At 40.1% G+C, this 25,871-nt stretch carries 24 protein-coding genes and 1 other RNA gene; 17 read left to right on the top strand and 8 right to left on the bottom strand.

The genetic code is table 11. From position 1 onward, the window contains the following. Positions 1 to 9: 9 nt before the first annotated feature. The 6 genes from ACTIEV_RS10840 (at position 10) to miaA (ending at position 5,035) form a co-directional block, all read left to right on the top strand. Positions 10 to 588: an L-threonylcarbamoyladenylate synthase gene (locus ACTIEV_RS10840; protein WP_322196763.1), complete on the top strand. Its 579-nt coding sequence runs from the start codon at positions 10 to 12 to the stop codon at positions 586 to 588. Positions 589 to 739: 151 nt separating this feature from the next. Further along, the gene (locus ACTIEV_RS10835) at positions 740 to 955 is read left to right on the top strand and encodes a hypothetical protein (protein ID WP_322196762.1); all 216 of its coding nucleotides are present in this window, start codon (positions 740 to 742) and stop codon (positions 953 to 955) included. Between the two features lie 37 nt (positions 956 to 992). Continuing rightward, positions 993 to 1,988 (top strand): glycosyltransferase family 9 protein, encoded by a 996-nt coding sequence (locus ACTIEV_RS10830; protein ID WP_322196761.1) that lies wholly within the window; start codon positions 993 to 995, stop codon positions 1,986 to 1,988. Between the two features lie 31 nt (positions 1,989 to 2,019). Next, positions 2,020 to 3,438: a CCA tRNA nucleotidyltransferase gene (locus ACTIEV_RS10825; RefSeq protein WP_322196760.1), complete on the top strand. Its 1,419-nt coding sequence runs from the start codon at positions 2,020 to 2,022 to the stop codon at positions 3,436 to 3,438. Positions 3,439 to 3,511: 73 nt separating this feature from the next. Then, complete coding sequence (locus ACTIEV_RS10820; RefSeq protein ID WP_322196759.1) at positions 3,512 to 4,075, top strand: IS1096 element passenger TnpR family protein; 564 nt, start codon at positions 3,512 to 3,514, stop codon at positions 4,073 to 4,075. A 45-nt stretch (positions 4,076 to 4,120) separates the two neighbouring features. Continuing rightward, on the top strand, positions 4,121 to 5,035 hold the full coding sequence (gene miaA, locus ACTIEV_RS10815) for a tRNA (adenosine(37)-N6)-dimethylallyltransferase MiaA (protein ID WP_439516457.1): 915 nt from the start codon (positions 4,121 to 4,123) through the stop codon (positions 5,033 to 5,035). Positions 5,036 to 5,040: 5 nt separating this feature from the next. Here miaA and ACTIEV_RS10810 read toward each other — a convergent pair whose 3' ends face one another. Next, a complete protein-coding gene (locus ACTIEV_RS10810) occupies positions 5,041 to 6,570 on the bottom strand; it encodes an OmpP1/FadL family transporter (RefSeq protein WP_322196757.1) in 1,530 nt (509 codons plus the stop codon). 75 nt (positions 6,571 to 6,645) lie between these two features. After that, complete coding sequence (locus ACTIEV_RS10805) at positions 6,646 to 7,419, bottom strand: hypothetical protein (RefSeq protein WP_322196756.1); 774 nt, start codon at positions 7,417 to 7,419, stop codon at positions 6,646 to 6,648. Between the two features lie 139 nt (positions 7,420 to 7,558). Between ACTIEV_RS10805 and proS the strand changes: the two genes are divergently transcribed. Then, positions 7,559 to 9,037: a proline--tRNA ligase gene (gene proS / locus ACTIEV_RS10800; RefSeq protein WP_322196755.1), complete on the top strand. Its 1,479-nt coding sequence runs from the start codon at positions 7,559 to 7,561 to the stop codon at positions 9,035 to 9,037. Positions 9,038 to 9,073: 36 nt separating this feature from the next. Then, the gene (truB, locus tag ACTIEV_RS10795) at positions 9,074 to 9,787 is read left to right on the top strand and encodes a tRNA pseudouridine(55) synthase TruB (RefSeq protein ID WP_322196754.1); all 714 of its coding nucleotides are present in this window, start codon (positions 9,074 to 9,076) and stop codon (positions 9,785 to 9,787) included. Here truB and ACTIEV_RS10790 read toward each other — a convergent pair. Next, positions 9,776 to 12,166, bottom strand: a complete 2,391-nt coding sequence (locus ACTIEV_RS10790) for a translocation and assembly module lipoprotein TamL (RefSeq protein WP_322196753.1) — start codon at positions 12,164 to 12,166, stop codon at positions 9,776 to 9,778. The genes truB and ACTIEV_RS10790 overlap by 12 nt on opposite strands. Before the next feature lie 5 nt (positions 12,167 to 12,171). Here ACTIEV_RS10790 and ACTIEV_RS10785 point away from each other — a divergent pair, with 5 nt between their 5' ends. After that, a complete protein-coding gene (locus ACTIEV_RS10785; protein ID WP_439516456.1) occupies positions 12,172 to 12,897 on the top strand; it encodes a TrmH family RNA methyltransferase in 726 nt (241 codons plus the stop codon). Here the strand turns inward: ACTIEV_RS10785 and ACTIEV_RS10780 are convergent, their stop codons facing one another. Beyond that, the gene (locus ACTIEV_RS10780; protein ID WP_439516455.1) at positions 12,898 to 14,175 is read right to left on the bottom strand and encodes an ABC transporter permease; all 1,278 of its coding nucleotides are present in this window, start codon (positions 14,173 to 14,175) and stop codon (positions 12,898 to 12,900) included. A 53-nt stretch (positions 14,176 to 14,228) separates the two neighbouring features. Here ACTIEV_RS10780 and ACTIEV_RS10775 point away from each other — a divergent pair, with 53 nt between their 5' ends. The 3 genes from ACTIEV_RS10775 to fsa all read left to right on the top strand — a co-directional run bounded on the left by ACTIEV_RS10775 (position 14,229) and on the right by fsa (position 16,368). Next, positions 14,229 to 15,512 (top strand): DUF5103 domain-containing protein, encoded by a 1,284-nt coding sequence (locus ACTIEV_RS10775; RefSeq protein ID WP_439516454.1) that lies wholly within the window; start codon positions 14,229 to 14,231, stop codon positions 15,510 to 15,512. Positions 15,513 to 15,571: 59 nt separating this feature from the next. Beyond that, positions 15,572 to 15,671, top strand: an RNA gene (gene ffs / locus ACTIEV_RS10770) — signal recognition particle sRNA small type. A gap of 46 nt (positions 15,672 to 15,717) precedes the next feature. After that, positions 15,718 to 16,368, top strand: coding sequence for a fructose-6-phosphate aldolase (gene fsa, locus ACTIEV_RS10765; RefSeq protein WP_439516453.1), 651 nt, complete (start codon positions 15,718 to 15,720; stop codon positions 16,366 to 16,368). 154 nt (positions 16,369 to 16,522) lie between these two features. On the opposite strand, the gene ACTIEV_RS10760 is transcribed toward fsa, so the two are convergent. Beyond that, entirely contained in the window at positions 16,523 to 17,566 is a 1,044-nt protein-coding gene (locus ACTIEV_RS10760) for a Gfo/Idh/MocA family oxidoreductase (RefSeq protein WP_439516452.1), read from the bottom strand. 150 nt (positions 17,567 to 17,716) lie between these two features. Here ACTIEV_RS10760 and ACTIEV_RS10755 point away from each other — a divergent pair, with 150 nt between their 5' ends. From ACTIEV_RS10755 to ACTIEV_RS10745, 3 genes are all read left to right on the top strand, one after another. Further along, the gene (locus tag ACTIEV_RS10755) at positions 17,717 to 18,406 is read left to right on the top strand and encodes a response regulator transcription factor (RefSeq protein WP_439516451.1); all 690 of its coding nucleotides are present in this window, start codon (positions 17,717 to 17,719) and stop codon (positions 18,404 to 18,406) included. Beyond that, positions 18,403 to 19,767: a sensor histidine kinase gene (locus tag ACTIEV_RS10750; protein ID WP_439516450.1), complete on the top strand. Its 1,365-nt coding sequence runs from the start codon at positions 18,403 to 18,405 to the stop codon at positions 19,765 to 19,767. Before ACTIEV_RS10755 ends, ACTIEV_RS10750 begins: the two co-directional genes overlap by 4 nt. A gap of 193 nt (positions 19,768 to 19,960) precedes the next feature. Next, on the top strand, positions 19,961 to 20,686 hold the full coding sequence (locus ACTIEV_RS10745) for a hypothetical protein (protein WP_439516449.1): 726 nt from the start codon (positions 19,961 to 19,963) through the stop codon (positions 20,684 to 20,686). 91 nt (positions 20,687 to 20,777) lie between these two features. Here ACTIEV_RS10745 and ACTIEV_RS10740 read toward each other — a convergent pair whose 3' ends face one another. Continuing rightward, on the bottom strand, positions 20,778 to 21,266 hold the full coding sequence (locus tag ACTIEV_RS10740; protein WP_439516448.1) for a hypothetical protein: 489 nt from the start codon (positions 21,264 to 21,266) through the stop codon (positions 20,778 to 20,780). A gap of 148 nt (positions 21,267 to 21,414) precedes the next feature. Between ACTIEV_RS10740 and ACTIEV_RS10735 the strand changes: the two genes are divergently transcribed. Then, positions 21,415 to 21,843: a hypothetical protein gene (locus tag ACTIEV_RS10735; protein WP_322196747.1), complete on the top strand. Its 429-nt coding sequence runs from the start codon at positions 21,415 to 21,417 to the stop codon at positions 21,841 to 21,843. A gap of 73 nt (positions 21,844 to 21,916) precedes the next feature. Here the strand turns inward: ACTIEV_RS10735 and ACTIEV_RS10730 are convergent, their stop codons facing one another. Further along, positions 21,917 to 24,184 carry an aconitate hydratase gene (locus tag ACTIEV_RS10730; protein ID WP_322196746.1) on the bottom strand — a complete coding sequence of 756 codons (2,268 nt, stop codon included), beginning with the start codon at positions 24,182 to 24,184 and terminating at the stop codon, positions 21,917 to 21,919. A 267-nt stretch (positions 24,185 to 24,451) separates the two neighbouring features. On the opposite strand from ACTIEV_RS10730, the gene ACTIEV_RS10725 reads away from it, so the two are divergent. Then, positions 24,452 to 24,673, top strand: coding sequence for a PspC domain-containing protein (locus tag ACTIEV_RS10725; protein WP_178886775.1), 222 nt, complete (start codon positions 24,452 to 24,454; stop codon positions 24,671 to 24,673). Positions 24,674 to 24,805: 132 nt separating this feature from the next. Here ACTIEV_RS10725 and kdsA read toward each other — a convergent pair whose 3' ends face one another. Further along, positions 24,806 to 25,630, bottom strand: coding sequence for a 3-deoxy-8-phosphooctulonate synthase (gene kdsA / locus ACTIEV_RS10720; RefSeq protein WP_322196745.1), 825 nt, complete (start codon positions 25,628 to 25,630; stop codon positions 24,806 to 24,808). Positions 25,631 to 25,871: the final 241 nt, after the last annotated feature.

The following is a 25,871-nucleotide window of genomic DNA, read 5'->3' as shown; positions in this document are numbered from 1 at the left end:
TACATTGCAATGACAATGCTGCCTTTTCAACATGATATTGATGCTTGTTTAGAGATCCTCGATACAGGTGGACTCATTCTCTATCCCACAGATACCATTTGGGGAATAGGATGTGATGCTACCAATGAAATGGCTGTAGAAAAGATCTATCGGTTGAAACAACGTCCGGATCATAAGCCGATGGTGGTTTTGATGGCAGATGAGAGAGAAATACTGCAGTATGTTACACAACCTGATTTGCAGGTGTTTGACTATATCAAAGGGGTGAGTAAACCGATAACAGTAGTGTATGAAGGTGGGGTGCGACTTGCTGATCAATTATTGGCAGATGATAGATCGGTTGCCATACGCATCACTTCAGACTCATTTTGTAAACACCTGATCAAAAGGTTTAAGAAGCCGATTGTCAGCACTTCTGCAAATCTTTCCGGTTATCCGGCACCTAGGTCTTTTCAGGATATCGACCCCTTAATCAAAGAAGGAGTGGATTATGTGGTTCGTTACCGACAATCAGATGATAACTACTATAAACCCTCTTCAGTGGTACGATGGGATAAAAATGGCGAATTGATCATCATTCGCTCCTAATTGTGCATAAACCTGTGTGAAAATCACAAAATCTGTTAATTAGCTGTAATTGAGCGCTTTAGCTTGTTTTTGAGCATTTTTGGCAAAAATTTTGTTGAACTTTTAATTGCTTTTCTTGTAATAAAATGCAAATTTAAAGTAAGCAAAAAATATGGCACGCGTAATACTCGATGTTCCTACTGAGAAAATGCAGCCTTTCCTGCAGGCTATCCTCAATCTGGGGCTAGAGCGTCATGCTATTAGCTCTGCTAAATTCAATCAGACCAAAGTTTCAGAAAGAAGAAGACGAAGAGGTCTCAGACAACTTATTTCTACCTATTTGTTGTTCGATTGGGAGTTCTTCAGCAATGAACTCGAATACGAGTAAACAATCGATACAAATTCCTTTGTATTAGCTTTGTGCCATGCAGCGCATTCTGGTTATTCAAACTGCTTTTATTGGAGATGTGGTATTGGCCACTGGTTTATTGGAAAAGCTTCATCAATATTATCCTGATGCAGCATTGGATATTTTGGTAAGAAAAGGCAATGAGTCATTATTTGATGGGCATCCTTTTTTGCACGAGGTATTGATCTGGAATAAAAAATCTGATAAGTATCGACATCTTTTTCAATTATTGAAGTCGATCCGACAAAATAGATATGATGCAGTCATCAATATACAACGTTATTTTGCTACCGGTTTCCTGACTGCTTTTTCCGGGGCTTCCAGAAAAATTGGGTTTGATAAAAACCCATTTCGTTTTTTCTTCACGGATATTGTTCCTCATCATTTCTCCGTACAAGCTGATGCCCATCATGAAATTCAAAGAAATCATGCATTGATTCGTTCATTGACAGATGCGAATGCAGCTAAACCCGTCTTATATCCTACAGCTGAAGCTTTTGAAAAAGTAAAAATATATCAGCAGCGGTCTTATATCTGTATTGCACCGGCATCTGTGTGGTTCACAAAGCAATATCCTGCAGACCAATGGGTGGACTTGATCCGCCAACTTCCAGACGACTATACCATTTATTTATTGGGGGCACCCGGTGATAAAAACCTTTGTGATCAGATACGGTTACAATCAGGGGATAAGGCAACCGATCTTAGTGGATATTTGTCTTTTCTTGAATCAGCTGCTTTGATGAAAAATGCAGTCATGAATTATGTCAATGATTCAGCACCTATGCATTTTGCTTCCGCCATGAATGCGCCTGTAACGGCAGTATATTGTTCAACGATACCCGGATTTGGTTATGGTCCACTTTCTGATAACAGCCATGTTATTCAGACGATCGAACCTCTTTCTTGTAGACCCTGCGGATTACATGGGCATCAAACTTGTCCGGAAAAACATTTCAAGTGTGCCCGTACGATTCAAACTGAACAGCTAGTGAATAGTCTCAGTTCCTGATAAATAAGGAAACAAGTTACCTTTGCACCGCATGGATATTGTTTGTACAGATAAAGAAGCACTTATTTTTCAACAGATAGGAAAAGCAGCGGCATCTCTCAATATGCCCTGTTACCTGATAGGCGGTTTTGTGCGTGATAAAATCATTGGCCGGGCTACCAAGGATATTGATATTGTTTGTATTGGGGATGGTATCAGTCTCGCTCATAAAGTGGCTGAGGCATTTCATCCCAAACCTTATGTTTCCTTTTTTAAAAATTTTGGAACAGCACAGATCAAAATCGATGATTTGGAAATTGAATTTGTGGGTGCACGCAAAGAAAGTTATGCGAAGAACAGTCGCAAACCTGAAGTGGTTCCCGGGACCATTGAAGATGATCAAAATAGACGTGATTTTACCATCAATGCAATGGCCATTAGTTTGAATGCTGCGGATTATGGTTCACTTATCGATCCTTTTAATGGGATACAGTCAATTCGTGACAAAATCATTGTAACACCATTAGAACCTTCACAAACATTCAGTGATGATCCTTTGCGCATGATGAGAGCCATTCGATTTGCGGCGCAACTGAACTATACCATTGTGCCTGAAACACTGGCTGCTATCGCTGCCAATGTGCATCGAATCAGTATTGTTTCACAAGAGCGGATTACTGATGAGCTAAACAAGATCATGCTCTGCGAAAAACCTTCGGTTGGATGGGATCTTTTATTTAAGACAGGTCTGTTACAAAAAATTTTCCCTCAAATGGTAGATCTTCATGGAGCGGAATATATCGATGGTCTGGGTCATAAAGATAATTTCTATCATACCCTGCAGGTGTTGGATAATATGGCAACATCCACTGACGATCTATGGTTGAGATGGGCAGCGCTTTTGCATGATATTGGGAAACCTGCTACTAAAAGATTTGAAGAAGGTCATGGTTTTACTTTTCATGGACATGAAGTGGTAGGCGCTAGGATGGTTCCTAAAATCTTCTCGAAATTGAAGTTGCCATTGAATGAAAAGATGAAGCAGGTACAGAAGTTGGTATTACTGCATTTACGTCCTATAAGTCTTACAAAAGAAAACATCACTGATAGTGCGATAAGAAGATTGTTGTTTGATGCGGGTGAAGATATTGATGCTTTAATGATGCTATGTTCTGCTGATATCACCAGTAAAAACAAGCATAAAGTAAAAAGGTATCTTCAAAATTTCGAACTGGTTAAAGAACGGTTATTGGAAGTGGAGGATGCAGATCGAATCCGAAACTGGCAACCACCAATTACCGGGGAAATCATCATGGCAACATTTGGGTTAACTCCCGGCAGACAAGTAGGTATTATCAAAGATGCTATACGTGAAGCCATATTAGATGGGGTTATTCCTAACGAATATGAAGCGGCAAAAAAGTTCATGTTAGAAAAGGGGAAAGAACTGGACTTGGAGGCCATTGAATAAATTGTATTTTAGCGTTTCTGATGACAACAAATACTGTTGTTTTTACTTATTATAAAAGACTTAAGCATTTAGAATGGCCATTCTGAAATTCAGGGTTTATTTGGAGGAAGATGATGCGGTGTACCGCGATATTGTGATCAAGCATACACAATACTTTATCGATTTGCATTTTGCGATCCTGAAAGCCTATGAGTTTGATCAGAAGCACCAGGCTACTTTTTTTAGGAGTAATGATAATTGGCAACGTGGTCGTGAGATCAGTTTTGAGCGATATGATAAATCATATGTAGCAGAGCCCTTGCTTATGAGTGATACCACGATTGGTAGCGAGATTCGTGATACCAATCAAAAATTTATTTATCTCTACGATTTTGCAAAAAACTGGACTTTTTTAGTGGAGTTGATCAATGTGAGTAAGGAAGAGAATAATAAACTCAGCTATCCGGTCACATCCAGGGTAGAAGGTATCGGTCCGCAACAATATGGAACAAAAAGTCTTTTAGGCGATAAATTCGCTGATATTGAAGAGAAATATGATCTTACAGAGGCATCGGATGGATTTGGTGAAGAAGGAGAAGAGGGCGAATCTGATGGGGATGATTTTGGCGCTGAAGAAAGTACAGAAGAAGATTTTTAATCCTTGCATCTTTTAAGTAGTTATCAAGATATATAACCCTAATCATTGTCTTCACATACAGCCATATTGATTGTTGGTCCAACGGCTGTAGGTAAAACCGCTGTTGCCATCGCATTGGCTCAGTTGTTCCAAACGGAAATTCTGTCTTCAGATTCCAGACAATGCTATCGTGAAATGAATATCGGTGTAGCTCGTCCTTCTGCCGAAGAACTGGCAACCGTACCTCATCATTTTATTGCGTCACATTCTATTGATGAAGAAGTAAATGCTGGTATCTATGAAACCTATGCGCTCGAAAAGGCAGCCATTATTTTTAAGCAACACTCCACATTAATTGTAACAGGCGGCACGGGTTTATATATCAAAGCATTTTGTGAGGGTATTGATGATATGCCCGAAATAGACCTCTCCATCAGACAAGAACTCAATCAGAGCTATGCTACAAATGGATTGGCATGGTTGCAACAGGAAGTGGCCAAGCGTGATCCAGTTTTCTGGCAAATTGCTGAACAGCAAAACCCCCACAGGTTATTACGAGCATTAGAAATACTGGAAGGGACAGGTAAATCGATAACCAGTTTTCGAATCGGCAAAAAAGTTGAAAGACCATTTCGAATTGTGAAGATCGGACTTGAAATGGAAAGGGCTGAATTGAATGCGCGCATTCATCTACGCGTTGAACAAATGATGGAGCAGGGATTATTGGATGAAGTCAAAGCATTGTATCCCTTTAAGCATTTGAATGCTTTACAAACCGTAGGTTATCAGGAATTGTTTGATCATTTAGATGGAAGTATTGCTTATGATAGAGCTGTTGAATTGATTCAACAGCATACGCGACAATACGCAAAAAGACAAATGACTTGGTTTAAAAAAGACAGCAGCATTCACTGGGTAAATGCTGCTGTTGATCCTGTATCGCAGATTCAAAAAATACTGCTTGAACAGGGTATTGATTAGATTATTTAGAACTTAAATCCAAGTGTAAGCATCACAGAACCTCTTGATCCGGTTTGCTCCGCGAATGTGTTGGGTTTATCATTGAGGCGATATGCAAACTGAACATCGCGATTGAATGCATGTGCATAGCTGAGGTCAATGAAAATACCTTTATCGCGATAACCCACACCTCCGGTCGCCAGAATACGATTGGCTTTTAGTTCTTCCTCTGCGTATGGACTTCCATAATAAGCTCCACCCAGTCGAAACATAAACGTATGATACTTTAGTTCACCACCTAAACGGAAATTGATGTTGCCTTTATAAGTGTCTTTAATAACATCGTTCAAAAGGTCATAATAATTCACGAGTGCTTGGTCTGTCTTATCTTCGGCAGAAAATCTTGAGCCTCGATAATTAACATATTCCAGATCAGCACTAATGAATGCTCTTTGTCTCCGTGTATCTTTGATTTCTCTGAAAACATAACTAGCGCTTACAATGGCTCTCCAGGGTGTAATTAAGTTATAATTGCTATTACCTGGATTACCGCTATTGAGATTGTCACTGTTTTCGGAACGAATACCTGCATAACTTTCAGTATTAGCAGTCATAGAAGCACGTACTCTGTCTTTAAAAGTGATGTACTGAGGTGTATGAAATGAAAAGCCAATTCTCCAATGTTCCTTTGGTTTATAAATGGTACCGATTTTCGCTCCAATACCAACTCCTTGAGAGGTAAAAGTTTCGCGAAATTCAAAACTGCTGAATTGGTTATTGGGATTGCTGGTAGCATCTGTTTCACGATACACCAGATCACGAGAATAACTAATAACAGGAATGGTAAGACTTCCACCAACATACATTTTATCTTCCATATTGCCTGCAACGCCAAGTGCTATTTCATGGTATCCACCTCTTGTAGTGGCATCATAAGATTGATTCACACCGGTTGAAATCGGCACCAAACTTTGATAACCGATAAAGTTACCACTGGCATTATTCGCTGTATCTACCAAGAAGGTTCTAAACGCGAGAGAAGAACCAAAGATATAATTGCTCAATGCAGCATTGGTATCAGCAAGATCTCGAGTCAATTCTTCCAGATACTGTTCTGAGAATGAACTCATGTTATTGAATCCTTTGAATTGAATTCGATTGTTATAGCTGGCTAATTGGTTTACTGAAAGGGCAAACGCACTACTGGTCCATTTACTTTTTCTGTTAACGCCCGTACTCAAAATAACGCCGGACGCACCATAACCAAAACTGTTCTTATTATTAAGGGTATCAGAACCGCGATATTTGAATTTGTTGTTGTTCAATAAGAATCCGGGTGATAAAACGAATTCATTGGTTTTGAATAATCCAATACCTGCAGGATTCACGTGGCTGGCTGTGATTTCGCCTCCTAAAGATCCCATCACACCACCGGTTGCAATATTTCTCGCAGAACCATTTTGTGTGAACCAGGCAGTTCGTAATGAATAATCTGGGTTTTGTGAAGATGCTATTAAGGTGAGCATCAATGTCAGGGATAGTAAATATATTTTCATGTTACAATCTGTTTGGGTATAGGTTTAGTATGAGGTGTACAACACCCGAATCTATTATTGCCTGAAGTGTAAGAATTAATTACCCCTGCCTCCGCGACCAGAACTGGAACTGCTACCTGTGCTTTTCACGCCGCCACTATTACCACCCGCAGAACTGCTAGGGGTTGCAGAAGAACTGCTGCTATTTGAAAAACTTCTTACAGGTCTATCAAAACTTGAGCTAGAATTACCGGGACTGGTAGTAAACACGCGTTTCAACAAACTTCCAAAACTGTTGGATGACGTATTATTGGAATTCATGAATGATCCTATTTTCGGATTGTAGTAGCCGCCATTGTTGTTACTAAAGCCCTTTATATTGCGGTAGGCGGAAAGATTGCTTCCGGAAGTTCGTCCGCCAGCATAAAATTTAGGGGAAGCATAAGCAATCAATGTATACATCGGATTGTTCCATCCCCATCCAAATCCTAGTCCGGGCTGCATTCTCCATAATCCATAGCTGAAGGAAGGATTCAATGGATTATTCCAGGTATAGAAACTATTCCAATTACTGAAGTGGTTATACCTGCAAAAGTCATAGCGACTGTCGTACCAATAATCAAAGTCATCAATACCAGACCAACGGTTTCTGTTCGCTACTTTCATACGTAAGTAACGATCATCCTGGCTGCTGGCATATTCTTCATAACGCTCTTGCTGTTCTCTTACCTTCTCCTCTTCACGTCTGCTGCCGCCATCCCTGCCGGGTGAGTAATAAACATCATCAGGTGTTTGTCCGCTCTGATATGCCGTAGAACATCCTGAAAGGAGTCCGATGGTGAGCAATGAACCAAGTATCATTCTTTTCATAACATCAGGATTGAGAAGGTTAGATAATGTGAAGTTACATACATTTGCGCTGTTATGGACTTCCTGTAAACAGCGGCAATTAGTTTGCCAACTAACAACTGTAAGCAATCTATTTTGTTAAGAGAATTATAATATTATTATGAGTAAGGAAATCACTTCCAGAGCGCAAGATTATTCTCAGTGGTACAATGACCTCATTATTAAAGGTGGTTTGGCAGATTATAGTGCCGTGAGAGGTTGCATGGTCATCAAACCTTATGGTTTCGCACTTTGGGAGAACATGCGTGATGTATTGGATCGAATGTTCAAAGAAACTGGTCATCAGAATGCTTATTTCCCGCTCTTTATTCCCAAAAGTTTATTTGAAGCAGAGGAAAAGAATGCAGAAGGTTTCGCAAAGGAATGTGCAGTTGTTACGCACTATCGCTTAAAAACCGATCCTACTAATAAAGGAAAACTCATTGTAGATCCTGAAGCAAAGCTGGAAGAAGAACTGGTGGTTCGTCCAACCAGTGAAGCCATTATTTGGAATACTTATAAAACATGGATTCAATCTTATCGTGATCTTCCGATTCTGGTGAACCAGTGGGCGAATGTGGTAAGATGGGAAATGAGAACAAGATTATTTCTTCGTACTGCAGAGTTTCTCTGGCAGGAAGGTCATACGGCACATGCTACCAAAGAAGAAGCGGTTGACGAAACCGTCAAAATGCTAAACGTATACGCCGATTTTGTGGAGAATTGGATGGCTGTTCCGGTAATCAAGGGTGTGAAAACACCCAACGAACGTTTTGCAGGTGCTGAAGACACTTATTGTATTGAAGCAATGATGCAGGATGGAAAAGCATTACAGGCAGGTACTTCCCATTTTCTTGGTCAGAATTTTGCAAAAGCATTTGATGTAAAATTCAGTGATAAGAATAATCAACTGGAATATGTTTGGGCTACAAGCTGGGGTGTAAGTACCCGTTTGATTGGTGCATTGGTGATGGCGCATAGTGATGATAGTGGATTGGTATTACCTCCGCGTATCGCACCATTACAAGTGGTGATTGTTCCCATTTTCAAAGGAGAGGAACAAAAAGCACAGATTGATGAGCGGGTTCATCAGCTAATGAAAGAACTCAAGACCTTAGGTATATCTGTGAAGTATGACGACAGTGATAATGCCAGACCGGGATGGAAATTTGCAGAATATGAATTGAAAGGTGTTCCTGTACGTGTGGCTATCGGTGCACGTGATCTTGAAAATAATGTAGCAGAAATAGCTAGAAGAGATACTAAGGAAAAGAATACGGTTTCTTTGAATGGACTTTCCACCTATATACAAAACCTGTTAGAAGAGATTCAGCAAAATATTTTCAACAGAGCCAAACAGTATCGAGACGAGCATATTACTCTGGCGAATAGTTGGGATGAATTTGTTCAGCTACTGGATACTAAAGGTGGATTTATTGCCGCTCATTGGGATGGCACCGGTGAAACAGAAGACAAGATCAAAGAATTGACCAAGGCTACGATACGTTGTATCCCATTGGACAACCAGGCGGAAGAAGGTGTTTGTATACTTAGTGGAAAGCCTTCTGCTCAAAGGGTTTTATTTGCAAGAGCTTACTAGTATTCACAGCATCCGTGCAAATACATTATCCCTCCAATGCGACAAAAAGAAATACATCCTGCATTACAACCTTACCTTGAAGGCAAAGTCATTTTGCTGGATAAACCATTGGAGTGGACTTCCTTCGATGCTGTTAAGAAAGTACGTATACTCACACGTATTGCAAAAGTTGGACATGCCGGTACGCTTGATCCTTTGGCTACAGGTTTATTGATTATCTGTACAGGTAAGTTTACAAAGAAGATCAATGAGTATATGGGAATGGAGAAAGAGTACACGGGTACTTTTACCTTGGGTGCCACAACGCCAACCTATGATTTAGAATCGCCACCTGAAAATATTAAAGACGTCACTCATCTTACAGAAGAACAAATACACAACGCTACAATATCATTTATGGGGCCTATTATGCAGGTTCCTCCTGCCCATTCGGCGATTAAGAAAGATGGTAAGCCGGTTTATCTCGCGGCTAGAAAGGGTGAGCATGTTGTATTAGAGCCGCGTCCTGTTACGATCCATCAGTTTGCGATTGAAAAAATTGAATTGCCGGTTGTTCATTTTAGAGTGGTGTGTTCAACAGGTACTTATATCAGAAGTTTGGCCAATGATTTTGGTGCGGCATTAGGTGTGGGCGGGTATATGAGTAGTTTGCGGAGAACCAGAATAGGTATTTTCTCTGTGGAAGATGCGCACAGTATTGAATCCTTTGAACAAGAAATAACAAAGCTCAAAGAGAACTTAGAAGGGTAGACCAATACCAAATTGTAAAGCCATATTGTTGATCTTGAGTCCGGAAGCTCTTGTTTCAGACCATACAAAATCTTTGATACTCATCCATCCTCCATTTTTATTTCTGGCAGGATCTTTTACACGGTAAGCAAAATCAAATCGAATCAAGAAATAAGAAAAATCAAATCTCAATCCCGTACCTACACCTATAGCTAAGTCTCGAGTCAGATTACTGAAAGAAAATTTTGAGTCGGGATCTTGATCATTTCTTTTGATATTCCAGATATTGCCGATGTCAGCAAAAAAAGCGCTGCCTACTTTGAATGATCCTAGTGATAACAAGGTGAATCGATATTCGATATTACCCTCTAACTGAACATCTCCAAAACGATCGCGATAAGAACTATTAACAGTATCACTAAATACAGAACTACCTAAGCCTAATTGCCTCAGGCCCCATGCACGCATGCTGTATGGACCACCGGCGATAAACTGTTTAAAGAAAGGTAAGGTTCTTCCGATACGCGGGTCATTACCATAATTATATCCTACGCCTGCAAATGCACGATATGCCAATTCTGATTGATCATACTTTGTTACTTGACGATATTCAGTTTCAGTTTTGATATACCGGTAAATATTATTTCTCAATCCGGGTAATAATCCAAATAATCCGCCAGCTTCTTCAATACCTACCCTGAAATAGTGACTTCTGTTTCTATTCAATCTACCGGTACTGGTGCTAATGAATGATAAACTTTGACTTACAATATTACCCTCGTTGAAGGATGCTTGTAAAAATGGGTTTTTCTGAATCAAATCAATAAGTCCTGCTAATCGGGTGATGCCATACAATTCCACATTTAGGGGTTTGTACAACCATAAATGATCTCCATTTCTTTTCCTGCTTCTCCATTCATAGCCAATACTGGCTGTAAAAGAATTCACTTTATAAAAATTTCTTCTATCAATATAGGATCCGTTAAGGGTGAGTGAGGTTTTTTTGTTCTCTATTTTTTTTGAACTACCCCAACTGCGAAACGGTGTGAGAATACGAGGGAAAGCATAGGTATGACTTGCACTTACTAAAAAAGTTTGAAAGAGCGGATTATTGGCCTGATTCAATAAATTTAATTCTACCCCAGTTCTCAAAACAGTTTGTTGCTGTATGGCTTGTTTCCATCTATTCTTATTGTTGTAGCTAAGGTTCATGGAGATACCAAGTGTATTACCGGTAATCACATCACCCGAATTTCGGCTGCCTTCCAACTCTGCTGCTACAGATTGTTTGGTAGCGGGAACCAAGAATACATGAACATCCAATGAATCTTTATTCCTAGGTTCCAAAATAGCGTCTACCTGTTGCCAAGCACCCAATTGTCCGAGCGTATTAATAGTTTTAAAATAATCAGCTTCATTGTATTTATCTCCCCGCTTGAAGTAAGTATGTTCTCGCATGGGTCTAAATCGAAATATACCCTGCTTATATTTCATGATACCGCTCCTGAAAGTATCTACAATAAAATCAGTTCTCCTTTTTACACTATCCGGGATATCATAAAGTTTCGTTTCCGGATAATAATAAATATTTCCAAAGCTGAATTGATGCAAACCTGTTGAGTCAGTTAAGTTTCTGGTAGTGGTAATATTGATATCCCAACTAGGATTTTCGTTTCTCTTCTTTGCAACATCAGCAATGAGCTGGGCTTGTTTGAAAGGATCTAGTGTTAGTTGAAGTAGTTCTTTATCCAGTGTATCTACCACTGCTCTTAGGTCATCTCTGCTAAAATTATAGTAGCCGTTCTGACGGAATAAGTTGGTAAGTCTGTCCAGTTCGTCACCAATCACTTGTTTGGTATAGCGTCCTCCTTTTTTTAGCAGGCTTTTTGAAATTTCAGATTGCACCAATGCATTCAATGCGGAGTCTTGGAAACTGTAGGAAACAGAATCAATGGTAATATTTTTTCCTGTTGATATGTCCATGATCACATTTGTACGTAATTGATCTTTGACAGTATCAATAAAAACAGAGTCTTTGAAATTTGGATAGAAATAACCTTGACTATTCAGATAAGCTCTCATGAAATTGATCGAGCGATCAAGATTAGTGCTGTCAAATACAGGAGGCTTGTTTAGACGATACCACGCTAAATATCTCTGTGCTAGTCTGACCTGTAAGCTATCATCCCAATAATTCTCTAGTTCATAAGTTAGCCGTTTTTTCTCATCTTTGGGAAGGTCATTAAGAATATTGATCTTGTTGCTGTAAACAAAAGGTTTATGGGTAGGGTAATTTTTTACTGTTGTACGTTGTTGAACGGAACAGGAATGAAGTAGGATCATTAACAATACAGTCAAGATGCCATATTCTAAAACAACTCTTTTTCCGATCAAAAGCATAATCAATGTTAAGCAAGAATGAGCTCAAATATATTCAATCTTTATGCCACAAAAAACAAAGAACGGCTGAGCGGCTATTTATCGTTGAAGGCGTGAAATTGGTTCAGGAGCTTATTAGCGAAGGTTATCCTGTTAAAAATATCTATGCAACAGACCAATGGGTGATGCCCGAGGGGAATTATCCGGTTACCATTATTTCAGAACAGGAATTAGAGAAGATTAGTTCCCTGCAAACCCCCAATCAGGTGCTGGCCATCGTTCAGCAGCCGGAACTTACGTATGAACCTCAATGGGATCATAAGTTAACATTGGTATTGGATGGTATACAAGACCCGGGTAATATGGGTACCATCATTCGTATTGCAGACTGGTTTGGGATTGATCAAATCATTGCCAGTGAGGATACAGTTGAATTGTACAATCCTAAAGTGATTCAGTCTACGATGGGAAGTTTTATGCGGGTGAAAGTTTGGTATCGCGATATCGTTTCTCTACTTAGTAAGCAAAAGGTACCGATATACGGTGCTGTACTGGATGGACAATCGATGTATGAAATTCAGCCCCCTCGTACAGGCATATTAATGATCGGGAATGAATCCAAAGGAATTCGGGAGGATCTACAGTCTTTGATCAATCATCGTATCACGATACCCAGAATCGGACAAGCGGAATCTTTGAATGCTGCTGTGGCATTGGGCATCTTATTGTCGCAATTCAAACGGCCTCATTAATTACCTGAACTGTATGGCTTTTACCGGATTAACTTTTCGTATCAACAACGAAGGAATGATCAGTGAAGCATAACATACAATAGCGGTTCCCACAGTTATAGCTAAGACCTGCCACCATACAATGATCATAGGTGCTTCACGAACATAATAGGAAGTTTCGTCCAACCTGATAAAGCCTGTTAGCTGTTGTAACCAACAGATGCCAACACCCAGTATCAGTCCCAGCACAATACCTGTAATTGTGATTACTGAAGCATGATAGAGGAATATTTTCTGGATGGTCCAGTTATCAGCACCCAATGCTTTGAGAATACCTACCATTCTTGTTCTTTCCAAAATAAGAATCAGTAAGCAGGTGATGAGATTAATAATGGCTACTGCCGACATCACAATAAAAATCACATCGCGGTTCACATCCTGAATATTTAGCCAGTCAAATATATTCGGGTATACTTCACGAATGGTTCGGCTCATCCATTCGACAGGCAGCTGTTCTGATAGTTGCCGACTCGCAGCATCCATTTTTGTATAGTCTTTTACAAACACTTCATACCCGCCTATCTGATCGTTCCTCCATTCATTGATACGTCTGATCAGTTGGATGTCACCGATCACAAATAGTTTATCATATTCTTCAATCCCCGTTTTATAAATACCTGTTACTTGTAGCTTGCGATAGGTGCGACTATCATCAATGGAGGAGACAAAATGTACTTTTAAGGTATCATTCAATCCGATATTTAGTTGATCAGCCAAGGCTTTTGAAACAATGATCTGCTTACTGTAATTACTATCTTCAAACTGCAGCCAATTACCTGCTGTAAAAAATGATTTCAATTCTGAACCGTCATAATCCCGATCAATACCTTTTAACAAAACACCTTCAATCTCACCTTTTGATTCAATAACGGCTGATTTGGTAGCAAAAGCCTGTACGCGCAGAACATTATTGTTAGTCTGAATGATATGGCTGATGCTACTATCGTAGGTAAAAGGTGTTTCTTCTGCGATGAGTGATTTTCCTGCTTCATAGTGCTGTACCCTGATATGTCCCCAGAAGCTGAAAATTTTAGCAGCCACTGTTTGTTGGAAACCATTGACAAATGCCAAGGTGAGGATCATAGCCGCTACACTTAATGTGGTGGCAGCAATGGATAAACGTATAATAAACCTAGAAAAAGATCGCTGTTTGTTAAATGCAATACGTTTGGCTATGTCAAATGAAAATCCCAATGGCATGATTTTGGTAAAAATACGAATGGCAGGGCAATCCCGCATGTTTCCTTATTGCTAATAAAAGTCTTTGTATTATTACATCATCATCTTGTCACATGAAACAGCCTTATTTGCTTCTTCTTTTCTTACTCATTACCTATGCTGTAACAGCACAGCGTGAACCCGATCGTATTTATATGGAAGGGATACAAACGGTAAAACTGTTTCAGCAAAATGATCAGCAATCTGTTCCACTCATTCGCTTGGGTACTAGCGATTTACTGGAATTGCATTTTGATGATCTCAGTGGTACGGTAAAAAATTTTTTTTATACCTATGAGTTGTGTAATGCGGACTGGAAGCCGGCTCTATTGAATCCATTTGATTATTTAAAAGGGTTTACACAGAATCGTTTAACACAGTATCGGATGTCGTCTATTGCTATGACCAAGTACATGCATTATCAGGCATTGCTTCCGGAAAGAAATTGTATGCCATTTAAAAGTGGTAATTATCTGTTAAAGGTTTTTTTGAATGGAGACACTTCAAAACTGGCTTTTACAAAAAGAATCATGGTGGTGGATGACAGGGTGAATATTGGAGCCAGAATATCGCAGCCATTCAATAGTTCACAGATCAGAACGCATCAGAAAATACAAATAACGGTTGGTACCAAAGATCTCAATATCATGAGTCCACAGCAGCAAACCAAGCTGGTGATTTTGCAGAACAATCGTTGGGCTGATGCTGCTTTTAATTTACAACCGAGTTTTATTCGTGGAAATGCATTGGAATACAATGGTGAGCAGGATGCAGTTTTTCCTGCCGGGAAAGAATTTCGATGGGCAGATCTCAGAAGTTTTCGTTTTGAAAGTGACAGGGTGGAAAGTGTAGATCGCTCTGCATTTCCGTATCATATATATATCAGACACGATTTACAAAGAAATGATCTCCGATATGCATTTTTTAGTGATCGCAATGGATGGAATGAAATATCCACCACAGAATCCATTAATCCCTGGTGGCAGGGTGATTATGCAAAAGTGGATTTTACACTCGTACCATCCGGCGGCAAACCCTATGTGGGTAAAGATGTTTTTTTGGTAGGAGAGATGACAGGTAATCAGGCCAGTGATAGTTCAAAAATGGAATTCGATACAGAAAAAGCAGTCTATAAAAAAACACTTTTTTTAAAGCAGGGCTATTACAGTTATCAATATCTGACAAAAGATATAGGAGATCGTTTCGCAAAAGCTGATCCCTCACTTGCGGAAGGCAATTACTGGGAGACAGAGAATGAATACCTGATCCTATTTTATTTTCGCCCATTCAGTGGTCGGCATGATGAATTGTTGGGTGTAACCCGACTCAACTCTCGAAATTTCGGCAGTGGTTTTTGAGTATCGGTTTAATGGTTCAAAAAATTAGGGAAAATAGGTCTCAACCCTTACTTTTGCACCGGCAGGTCTTACACGACCAGCTCCTGCTGAACCTCCCCAGGGCAGGAATGCAGCAAGGATAGGCGGTTGTAGCGGTGCGATGTGAGTAGCCTGCCATTTTTTCTTTCTCCCCGAAGTAGTCACTGAGGGGTTTAATACAGCTTATATGAAATTTTTCATCGACACCGGTAATCTTGCGCAAATTAAGGAAGCCCATGATTTAGGAATCTTAGATGGCGTTACAACCAATCCTTCTTTAATGGCCAAAGAAGGCATTAAAGGAGAAGAAGCTATCGCCAACCATTACAAAAATATTTGCGAATTGGTGGATGGTGATGTAAGTGCGGAAGTATTATCTACTGATTTTGCTACCATGGTTGAAGAAGGTAAAAAGCTTGCTGCCATTCATCCAAACATTGTAGTGAAAGTTCCAATGATCAAAGACGGTGTTAAAGCCATCAAATGGTTTACAGATAATGGAATTCGTACCAATTGTACATTGGTATTCTCTGCCGGACAAGCTATTTTGGCTGCCAAGGCTGGGGCTACTTATGTTTCACCTTTTATTGGTCGTATTGATGATAGTGGTTGGGATGGGATGGATCTGATCGGTCAAATCCGACACATCTATGATATACAAGGATTTAAGACTGAGATATTGGCAGCATCTATTCGTAATGCTTTACATATTACAAAAGCCGCTGAATTGGGCGCAGATGTTTGTACTTGTCCGTTAGACTCCATTCTTGGTTTATTGAAACATCCGTTAACCGATATCGGATTGGCTAAGTTCTTGGAAGACGCTAAAAAAATGTAATGATACGCTAGATATTGAAAGAGGAAGTCTCAAAAGTAAAAAGAAGGCTTTGAGAATCGCCTAAATGAAAACTTTCTCCATCATGTACCCGAATAAAAAGAGGCTGTATCGGACTTTTGATACAGCCTCTTTTTTATGTCTTACCAATACGTGTTTACAAGGTTACGACTGTTTGTGTTTCATGACTTTTGACTGCAGCTTCTAATATTTGCATGACGCGAATGCCTTCATCAGCCGTTACTGGTGGCATTGCGCTATGAATCATAGACTGGTGCAGTTTCTCATAATACATACCATAATTACCGGGTAAGGTACTCACTGTTTGTTTGCTGTCTTTTCCATTCATCAGGATATGCAATAGTCCATCATTGCTTTCGGGTTCAATACCCCAGTTGAAAGTGCCGGGTTGTTTTCCGGCAATCAGGTCTGCTTCTTGAATATCACCACGCGTTTTTATGAAAGATCCGTTGCTTCCATGCAATACAAAAGCTGGTAAAGGTTCTTTCACCAATAAACTAGAAGTCAATCGAACCCGTAAGGAAGGATAATATAACAACAGATCGAAATAATCATCTACCAAAGAATTGGGTCGAAGTATTCTGATATCAGCAAATAGTTTTTCGGGCATTCCGAATAGCACCAATGCCTGATCAATCAGATGCGGTCCTAAATCATTCAACAGGCCTGCACCCGGTCCGGGTTGTTCCTTATGTAATTTATTGCCAACTGTGTTTTTGAAACGATCAAAACGAACAGTTACTTCTTGCAATTCGCCTAATATACCGTCCAGAACAACTTTTTGAACCGTTTGAAAATCGCTATCCCATCGTCTGTTTTGATAGACAGATAAGTGTAGTTTTTTTTCCTGTGCTAAAGATGCAAGTGTCTTGGCTTCTGAAACGGTTGTTGTAAAAGCCTTTTCAACAATGGCTGATTTTCCGGCTTCCAATACTTTTTTGGCATAGTCATAATGGGTATTGGTAGGTGTATTTACCACTACCAGGTCAATGCTACTATCTTGGAGGATGGCATCGAGTGATCTAACAATGGTAATATCCGGATAGATTTCAATGGATTCAGATTTGGTACGTTCCCAAACAGCATACAGTTCAAAACCGTGATGTTGTTGAAGAAAAGGGGCGTGAAATACTTTACCCGACATCCCAAACGACAATAAGGCAACTCTGATTTTTTTCATGATGATATGTCAATTAGCGATTGTTCATACTTGGTATTTGTTCGAGATGTTAAAAGTTCAACAAGATTCGAACAGTTATCAATATAAAGTGTTTCAAGGTTTTCTTTTAAAAATTCTTATTTTGTTGGTGTGCAATAAGCATATAAACAAATGAAGATACTGTTGATAGAAGATGAAGCTGCTGTTATTTCATTGATTGAGAGGGGCTTGAAGGAGATTGGATTTGAAGTAAGTGTGGCAATGGATGGGCATACCGGCTTGCAGATGGTGCGAAGCCATGATTTCGACATGGTGGTACTGGATATCATGTTACCCGGTGTTAATGGTATTCAGGTGTGTAAGGAAATGCGGTCTCAGGGTATTTCTATTCCTGTATTGATGTTGACAGCATTGGGAAGTACTGAAAATATTGTCACCGGTCTTGATAGCGGTGCAGATGATTATATGGTGAAACCTTTTAAGATTACAGAACTGGTGGCAAGGGTCAATGCTTTGGGACGACGCATGACGCGAAATACCATTGTGTCGGATGCTCATATCTTAAAAATATCTGATCTGCGTTTGGATACAGATGCTAAAACAGCTTTCAGAGGCGATGAAGCCATTTCCTTGACTTCCACAGAATATAAATTGTTGGAGTTCTTTATGAAAAATCAATCCAGGGTGTTGTCTAGAATGGAGATCCTGGAAAATGTATGGGATATTGATTTTAATCTGGGTACCAATGTGGTGGATGTATATGTCAATTACCTTCGTAAGAAGATTGATAAAAACAAAAATGATAAACTCATACATACCATGATTGGTATGGGGTACATGATGAAAGAGAATGCTTCATGAACATCCGTAATAAGATTACCACCTTATTTACCTTACTGACAGGTGTCATTATCTTGATGCTCAGTGTTTTTATTTATCATTTCTCTAAACGTTCCATAGATCGGGAGTTTTTTCATCGCTTAACTGTTCGTGGCGGTATTGCTGCGCAGGCGCATTATGAAGAAGGAATTCTGGGTCCTGATGTATACAATGAGATCCGTCAAAAACATTTGCAGCGTTTACCTGATGAGAAAGAATACTTTTTTGACAAGATCCCCGACTCATCATTTCTTACTTCGCATCATATCACACTGCCACCCAATTTTGAGGAACAATTGAATGCCGGTAAAACAGTTCAATTCATTCGTGGATTGACCTATTATTCTTTCATACCGTATAAATATAGTGGGAAACGATACATCGTGATGATGTCTGCTCGTAATGATTATGGTGAGGAAGGATTAAGGGATATGCGTCAAAACTTGGTACTGGGAATCATATTAGCAGTTATCATTGTATTTGTAGTAGGGATGCTTTTTTCTGCAGAGATTGTTAATCCCATTTCTAATATTATTCAAAGGGTGAAGCGAATCAGTGTCACCAATCTAGATATGCGATTACCGGAACAGCCATCAAAAGGAGAGATCAGTGATCTCACACAAACCTTTAATGATATGCTGGATCGTTTAGAGACTTCTTTTGAAACCCAAAGAAATTTTGTGAATAAGCTGTCTCACGAGTTGAGAACACCACTAACAGCCATACTTGGCGAAGCAGAGTTGGCACTCAGTAAGGAAAGAGACCCTCAGGAATATCGTGCTGCATTATCAGTTATTGCACGTGAAGCTGACCAATTACATCATCTCACTACCAGCTTATTGGAATTGGCACAAGCTGGCAATAGCGTGAAAGAGGAATTCATGGGATCCATTCGCTTAGATGAACTGATTTTGTCAGTTAAAAAATTGGTGGATTTTACTGATCCGGGTAATCATATACAGATCAATTTCGAGAGTTTGCCTGAAGACATCGAATACATTACCATTTACGGGAATCAAAATTTATTAAAGCTTGCGATTACCAATGTGGTACAAAATGCTTGTAAATACTCAGATAATGGAAAAGTAACCATTTCGCTACACGCCTCAGAATCACAATGTATCGTGGTGGTGGAAGATAGGGGCATTGGAATTCCTGAAAAGGAACTGCGCTATATTTTTGATCCATTCTTTAGGGCATCCAATACTTCTGCCTATAAGGGTTATGGCGTAGGTCTGCCATTGGCACAGAAAATCATCCGCATACATCGAGGCGAGATTCGCTTTACTTCTATGGAAGGTGCCGGTACCAGGGCTGAAATGCGTTTCCCTATTCGTTCATAGCCTATTTTGAAGGAGCGGACAGACTTTTTAAAAAGGTTGTTAGAGCCGCATTAGAATTTCTGCAATTTTCTAATCCTGCTCTTAAAAACTTCTAACTGTCTCTTAATCTATTTCTTAGATCATCCCAATGCCTGCAGTGTAGGTTTGTATTTGATACAGTATTATCTGTTATCATCACTTAAAAACTACAGGTATGAAAAAGATTATTATCCCAACAAGATGTACTGAACATGCGGTAAATCTGTTCCGTTTGGCTACACGATTGTATAAAACAGAAGGGTTTTATTGCACTTTTCTACAGGTAGTGCCTATACCTGATAATGAGAGTGATTTAATGACTTTGAGCAGACAAGCTTACGGGTATAAGTTCTCTGCTACTGCTCTTGAATCCATTCGCAAGATTGAAGAGACGAATCCGGAGGTAGTGAAAGGATATAGTATTGATAGAATTTTTGGCGACTCACCGGCTGTTTTCAAACAATATATTGAAGAGTTTGGATGTGATATTGTTTTTTATTCAAGAGAAGAATGGTATGAAACAGGCAAATCAACCGGATTGGATGTTTTCAGAATGTTATGTCGTTCACGTTGTGCAGTGATGTACATTGCGAAATCTGATCTTGCGAATATTTCTGAGGAATTATTACAGCCGGAAACAAGAGCATTTCATACTGCAAGAGAAATGTCAGAGGCTGTTTCTTTATTGGATGCCCCTACATCCAATCAGCAGGTTCCCTCTTCATTGGTATACCAGTTCAATGCCGTAGAGAAAAAGTTATCCAACTTTTCAGAAATGATGCAGTCGCAGAATATTCCGACTGTCAAAATGGGTGCTTTATCCAGCTATTTCATGCGCGAGCAAAGACTGGAAAGAATTTTGATGCAGTCTAATATGTCTTTGTTATTGTTGACGATTTAGGCCATAGCAAATAGTTCATGGCGTATGGTTCAGTAGTTTATGGTAGAGAGTTTCTGCTATAGGCAATGAACCATACGCCATTTGCCATGGACTAAAACAACTTAAGCCCGTAATACCCAATCGCCGTAAACAAAGCGCAGCGGGTAATTACGCCAATACAGCACCATACTAGTAGTTTTTGTAAAGGAATATTGAAGCCTACTCCAACACCTATACTTACAGGGGCACCCACAGTCATGGTACCAAAGAATCCCAATCCAATAATGCCATATTTTTCCCAAAGGGTGTAGATCAGTCCGGTTTTGGGCTTTTCAGGCTTGGGTTTACGATATTTTGCTAGAAATTGTTTGATCTTATCTCCCAAAAATGTGGCAATAAACACACCTGCCAGCCCACCCGACATACTGGAAAGAAAAATAGTCCAGGCCGGAAGCCCAAAAGCGAAACCGGCGGGTATTGCTGCATATACTTCAAAAGTAGCCAATCCTGCAACGGTCAATATTTCCCAAATCATAGTTCTAAATAATAGATTTTCAATAGACTCGGTGAAAATAAGTACAGTTGCTGTTGTAACATTCATTTAAATGGTAATAGTTTGTGAATGCTTGAAAGTTCTGGTTATCCCCTGTTTATGAACAGTTCTTTTTTTGTAGGGGCAAGGCACTTGCATTTGCGGAAAGTGATGTCTATTTTGTTTAGCAAAATTTTTCCCCTTAAAACGATTGCTTATGAACACCACAAAAATGTTGATCTCCGGCATTGCCGGAGGAATTGTTGCCTTCTTTGCAGGATGGCTTATTTATGGAATGTTATTAATGGATTTTATGGCTGAAAACAGCGGTACAGCTACCGGTGTGATGCGCCCCGATGCCGAAATGGTATGGTGGGCATTGATATTGGGAAATATTTGTACAGGTATCCTGTACTCTTATATTTTCAATCGCTGGGCAAATATCAGTACCCTTTCAGCCGGACTTTCAGCAGGCGCAGTTATTGGTTTAATCATGGGAGCGTCTTTTGATCTCACCATGTATGGAACCAGTAATATTTTGGCCATGAAAGCAATTTGGGTTGATATTGCTGCATCGGCTGTTTTAGGTGCCATTGTTGGCGGTGTAGTGGGATGGGTCAATGGTATGGGCAAAAAAGCCGCATGATGGAAGCTGATCTTCCATAAAAAAAGCTCCGAAATTTTCGGAGCTTTTTTTATAAGAATAGCATATTGATTGATTATCCTGCTACTTGTTTACGAATAATATTCAAAGCACCACCCGCTTTAAACCATTCGATCTGTTGCTGATTATATGTGTGGTTCACGCTGATTTTATCAACGCTTCCATCAGCATGATGCAACACAATGGTAAGTGGTTGACCCGGTGCGAAATGGGTCAATCCTTCGATATCAATGGTATCATCTTCTTGAATCTTATCGTAATCACTTTTATCATTGAAAGTGAGTGCCAACATACCCTGCTTCTTCAGGTTGGTTTCATGGATACGGGCAAATGATTTTACCAATATCGCACGAACGCCTAAATGACGTGGTTCCATAGCTGCATGCTCTCTTGATGACCCTTCACCGTAATTCTCATCACCCACAACGATGGATCCAATGCCTTTTGCTTTGTAAGCACGCTGTGTAGCAGGTACAGGACCATATTCTCCGGTGAGTTGATTTTTTACCAGATCCGTTTTCTCATTAAAGAAATTCAATGCACCAATCAGCATGTTATTACTGATATTGTCGAGGTGTCCACGGAACTTCAACCATGGACCAGCCATTGAAATATGATCGGTTGTACATTTTCCTTTTGCTTTGATGAGCAGTTTCAATCCTTTAAGATCTGTTCCTTCCCAAGGCGCAAAGGGATCTAACAACTGCAAACGTTTGGATGCAGGATCTACGGCCACTTGTACACCACTTCCATCAGCAGCAGGAGCCTGATAACCTGCATCTTCTACTGCAAAACCACGTTGCGGTAATTCTTGTCCACTAGGTTCATCCAGTTTCACTTGTTCACCCTTTTCATTGGTCAAGGTATCTGTGATAGGGTTGAAAGTAAGATCACCTGCAATAGCAAGTGCGGTTACCAATTCCGGTGACGCAACAAATGCCATTGTATTCGGATTACCATCAGCACGCTTTGCAAAGTTTCTGTTGAAGGAATGAACGATGGTATTTCTTTCGGCTTTCTCCGCACCCACGCGATCCCACATACCAATACAAGGTCCACAAGCATTGGCGAAAACGGTAGCACCGATTTCAGAGAATATCTCCAAAAAGCCATCACGTTCAATCGTATAACGTACTTGCTCACTACCCGGTGTAATTGTGTACTGCGCTTTGGTTTTTAGTCCTTTTTCTTTTACCTGACGCGCCAGACTAACTGCACGGCTAATATCTTCATAAGAACTGTTGGTACAGCTTCCGATCAAACCCACTTCTACTTTGGTAGGCCATCCATTAGCGGCAGCCACTTCTTTCATTTTAGAAATAGGAGTAGCCAAATCCGGAGTGAATGGACCGTTCAAATGGGGTTCCAATTCACTAAGATTGATTTCAATGACTTGATCAAAATATTTTTCAGGAGAAGCATACACTTCAGGGTCTGCGTTTAAATAAGCTTTCACGCCATCTGCCATCGTAGCTACTTCTTCGCGACCGGTAGCTTTGAGGTAACGACTCATGCTATCATCATAACCAAATGTAGAAGTAGTGGCTCCTATCTCTGCACCCATATTACAGATGGTTCCTTTACCTGTGCAACTCATTGCTGTAGCACCTTCACCAAAATATTCCACAATGGCGCCGGTTCCACCTTTAACGGTAAGAATACCTGCCACTTTCAGGATCACATCTTTAGGGGCAGTCCATCCACTCAACTTACCCGTCAGTTTCACACCGATCAGTTTTGGCCATTTCAGTTCCCATGGTAAACCTGCCATAACATCACAGGCATCGGCGCCGCCCACACCAATGGCAATCATTCCTAAACCACCGGCATTTACGGTATGAGAATCGGTACCGATCATCATACCACCCGGAAACGCATAATTTTCCAAAACTACTTGGTGAATGATGCCGGCACCGGGTTTCCAGAATCCGATACCATATTTATTGGAAACAGAAGCCAAAAAGTCATATACCTCTTTGCTTTCTGCATTGGCTACTTCCAAGTCTTTTTTAGCTTCTAATTTGGCAGTGATGAGGTGATCACAGTGTACAGTTGAAGGAACCGCTACTTTCGGACGACCCGCCTGCATGAACTGCAAGAGCGCCATTTGTGCGGTAGCATCCTGCATAGCAACCCGGTCCGGTGCAAAATCTACATAAGATTTACCTCTTTCAAAATTACTGAGTTGCTGATCCTGATGCAGGTGTGCAAAAAGGATTTTCTCAGAGAGTGTCAAAGGGCGACCGAGCGCCTTGCGTGCAGCATCTACCTTGGCAGGCATCTCAGCATACACTTTCTTGATCATTTCAATGTCAAATGCCATGGGTCTACGATTTAAAGATGTATGGTTTCTGATATCTGGTTTGAAAACTCATTATGGAAAACTTCCAGAGAATAGTTGATTCAAACAGATGTATTGTTGACTAAAATCTGCGCGAATTTACGGAAAAATAGGGTGGGGGCAAAGACAGAAATCAGTGGTCTTTGACTACTTCGTTCAGACTTACGACTTACTGGCTACATTCTTAAACTTTTTTCACTAAAATTTGTCTAATTTGCCATATAAAGCCCCCGTTCAACTGTCAGATATATGCAAAAGATCAGAGAATTTCTTGAAGTAAGGGCGTTTGGTGTATGTACCGCTATTGGAGAAAAACTAGGTATCGCCAGCTCCCGTATCAGGATGTGGTTTATTTATATCTCTTTTTTAACCATGGGATCTCCTGTCATTATCTACATGATCCTTGCCTTTTGGATCAATATCAAAAATTATATCCTCGCCGGAAGAAGAAACCCGTTGCGTAATTGGTGAGCGAGGAAAGAAACAAGAATAAAGGCACAGGATTCAAGGAAGTTACAAGCTGCAAGCCACAAGCATCAAGCGTTGGATTGTTTTTATAACTTGTCGCTTTCTTGTACCTTGATTCTTCATTCTTGTTTCTTCCTACACCACTGCTTTTTTCAAGCGAACCAGTTCTTGTAGCAATGGTTCCAAGAGATCAAGTCGTAACATATTGGCACCATCGCTTTTCGCGATGGCGGGATTGGGATGTGTTTCTATGAAAAGTCCATCTGCTCCGGCTGCAATCGCAGCTTTTGCGATGGTACCGATCAGTTGTGGATTGCCACCGGTGACACCGGTTGTTTGGTTGGGTTGCTGTAAGGAATGGGTACAGTCCATGATCACGGGACAACCATGTTCTTGCATCCAGGGAATATTTCTATAATCAACCACCAAATCCTGGTAACCAAAAGTTGTTCCGCGTTCGGTTAACATGATTTTATCATTACCGGCAAGTTTGATTTTGTCTACTGCAAATTTCATAGAGGGCCCGCTAAGGAATTGCCCTTTCTTTACGTTGACAACTTTTCCTGTGTCAGCGGCAGCTAATAATAAATCTGTTTGTCGACATAAGAAAGCGGGTATCTGAAGTATATCTATAAAAGGAGCAGCCATAGCTGCTTCATCATGTGCATGAATATCAGAAGTGGTGGGTAGTTGATAAGTGTCACCTACTTTTTTAATTAATGATAAACCATTGTCATCGCCGATTCCTGTAAATGAACTGGCACTGGTTCTATTGGCTTTTCTATAACTGGCTTTGAAGACATAAGGAATGCCCAGGTTCTTACAAATACCCGAAACTTTTTCACCAATTTCCATCACCAATTCCTCACTTTCCACCACACATGGACCTGCAATCAGAAAAAAGTTATTACTGTCGTATTGCTGGTGCTTAAAAAGTTCTGTCAAATAGCCTGGAATCATAACATGTTTGTTTGAATGGCGAAATTAGGGATTTGTTGGGTTAGTAGTCGATGGTCGATGGTGGATAGTCCATAGTCCATCGTGTATGGCTTTGCAATTATCAGTAGACTATGGACTATTAGCTATCAACCATAAGCCATCAGCTATGAAACATTTGCTATGGACTTGTCCGTATATAAAAAAGGTTGACCAAAAAAGGAGGTCAACGTTATGAAAAAGGGCAAGAAAATCGCACCGAAAA

It is taken from the genome of Sediminibacterium sp. (assembly GCF_051861365.1).
In the GTDB taxonomy this organism is placed as follows: domain Bacteria; phylum Bacteroidota; class Bacteroidia; order Chitinophagales; family Chitinophagaceae; genus Sediminibacterium.
This window is presented reverse-complemented; position numbering and strand designations above follow the sequence as displayed.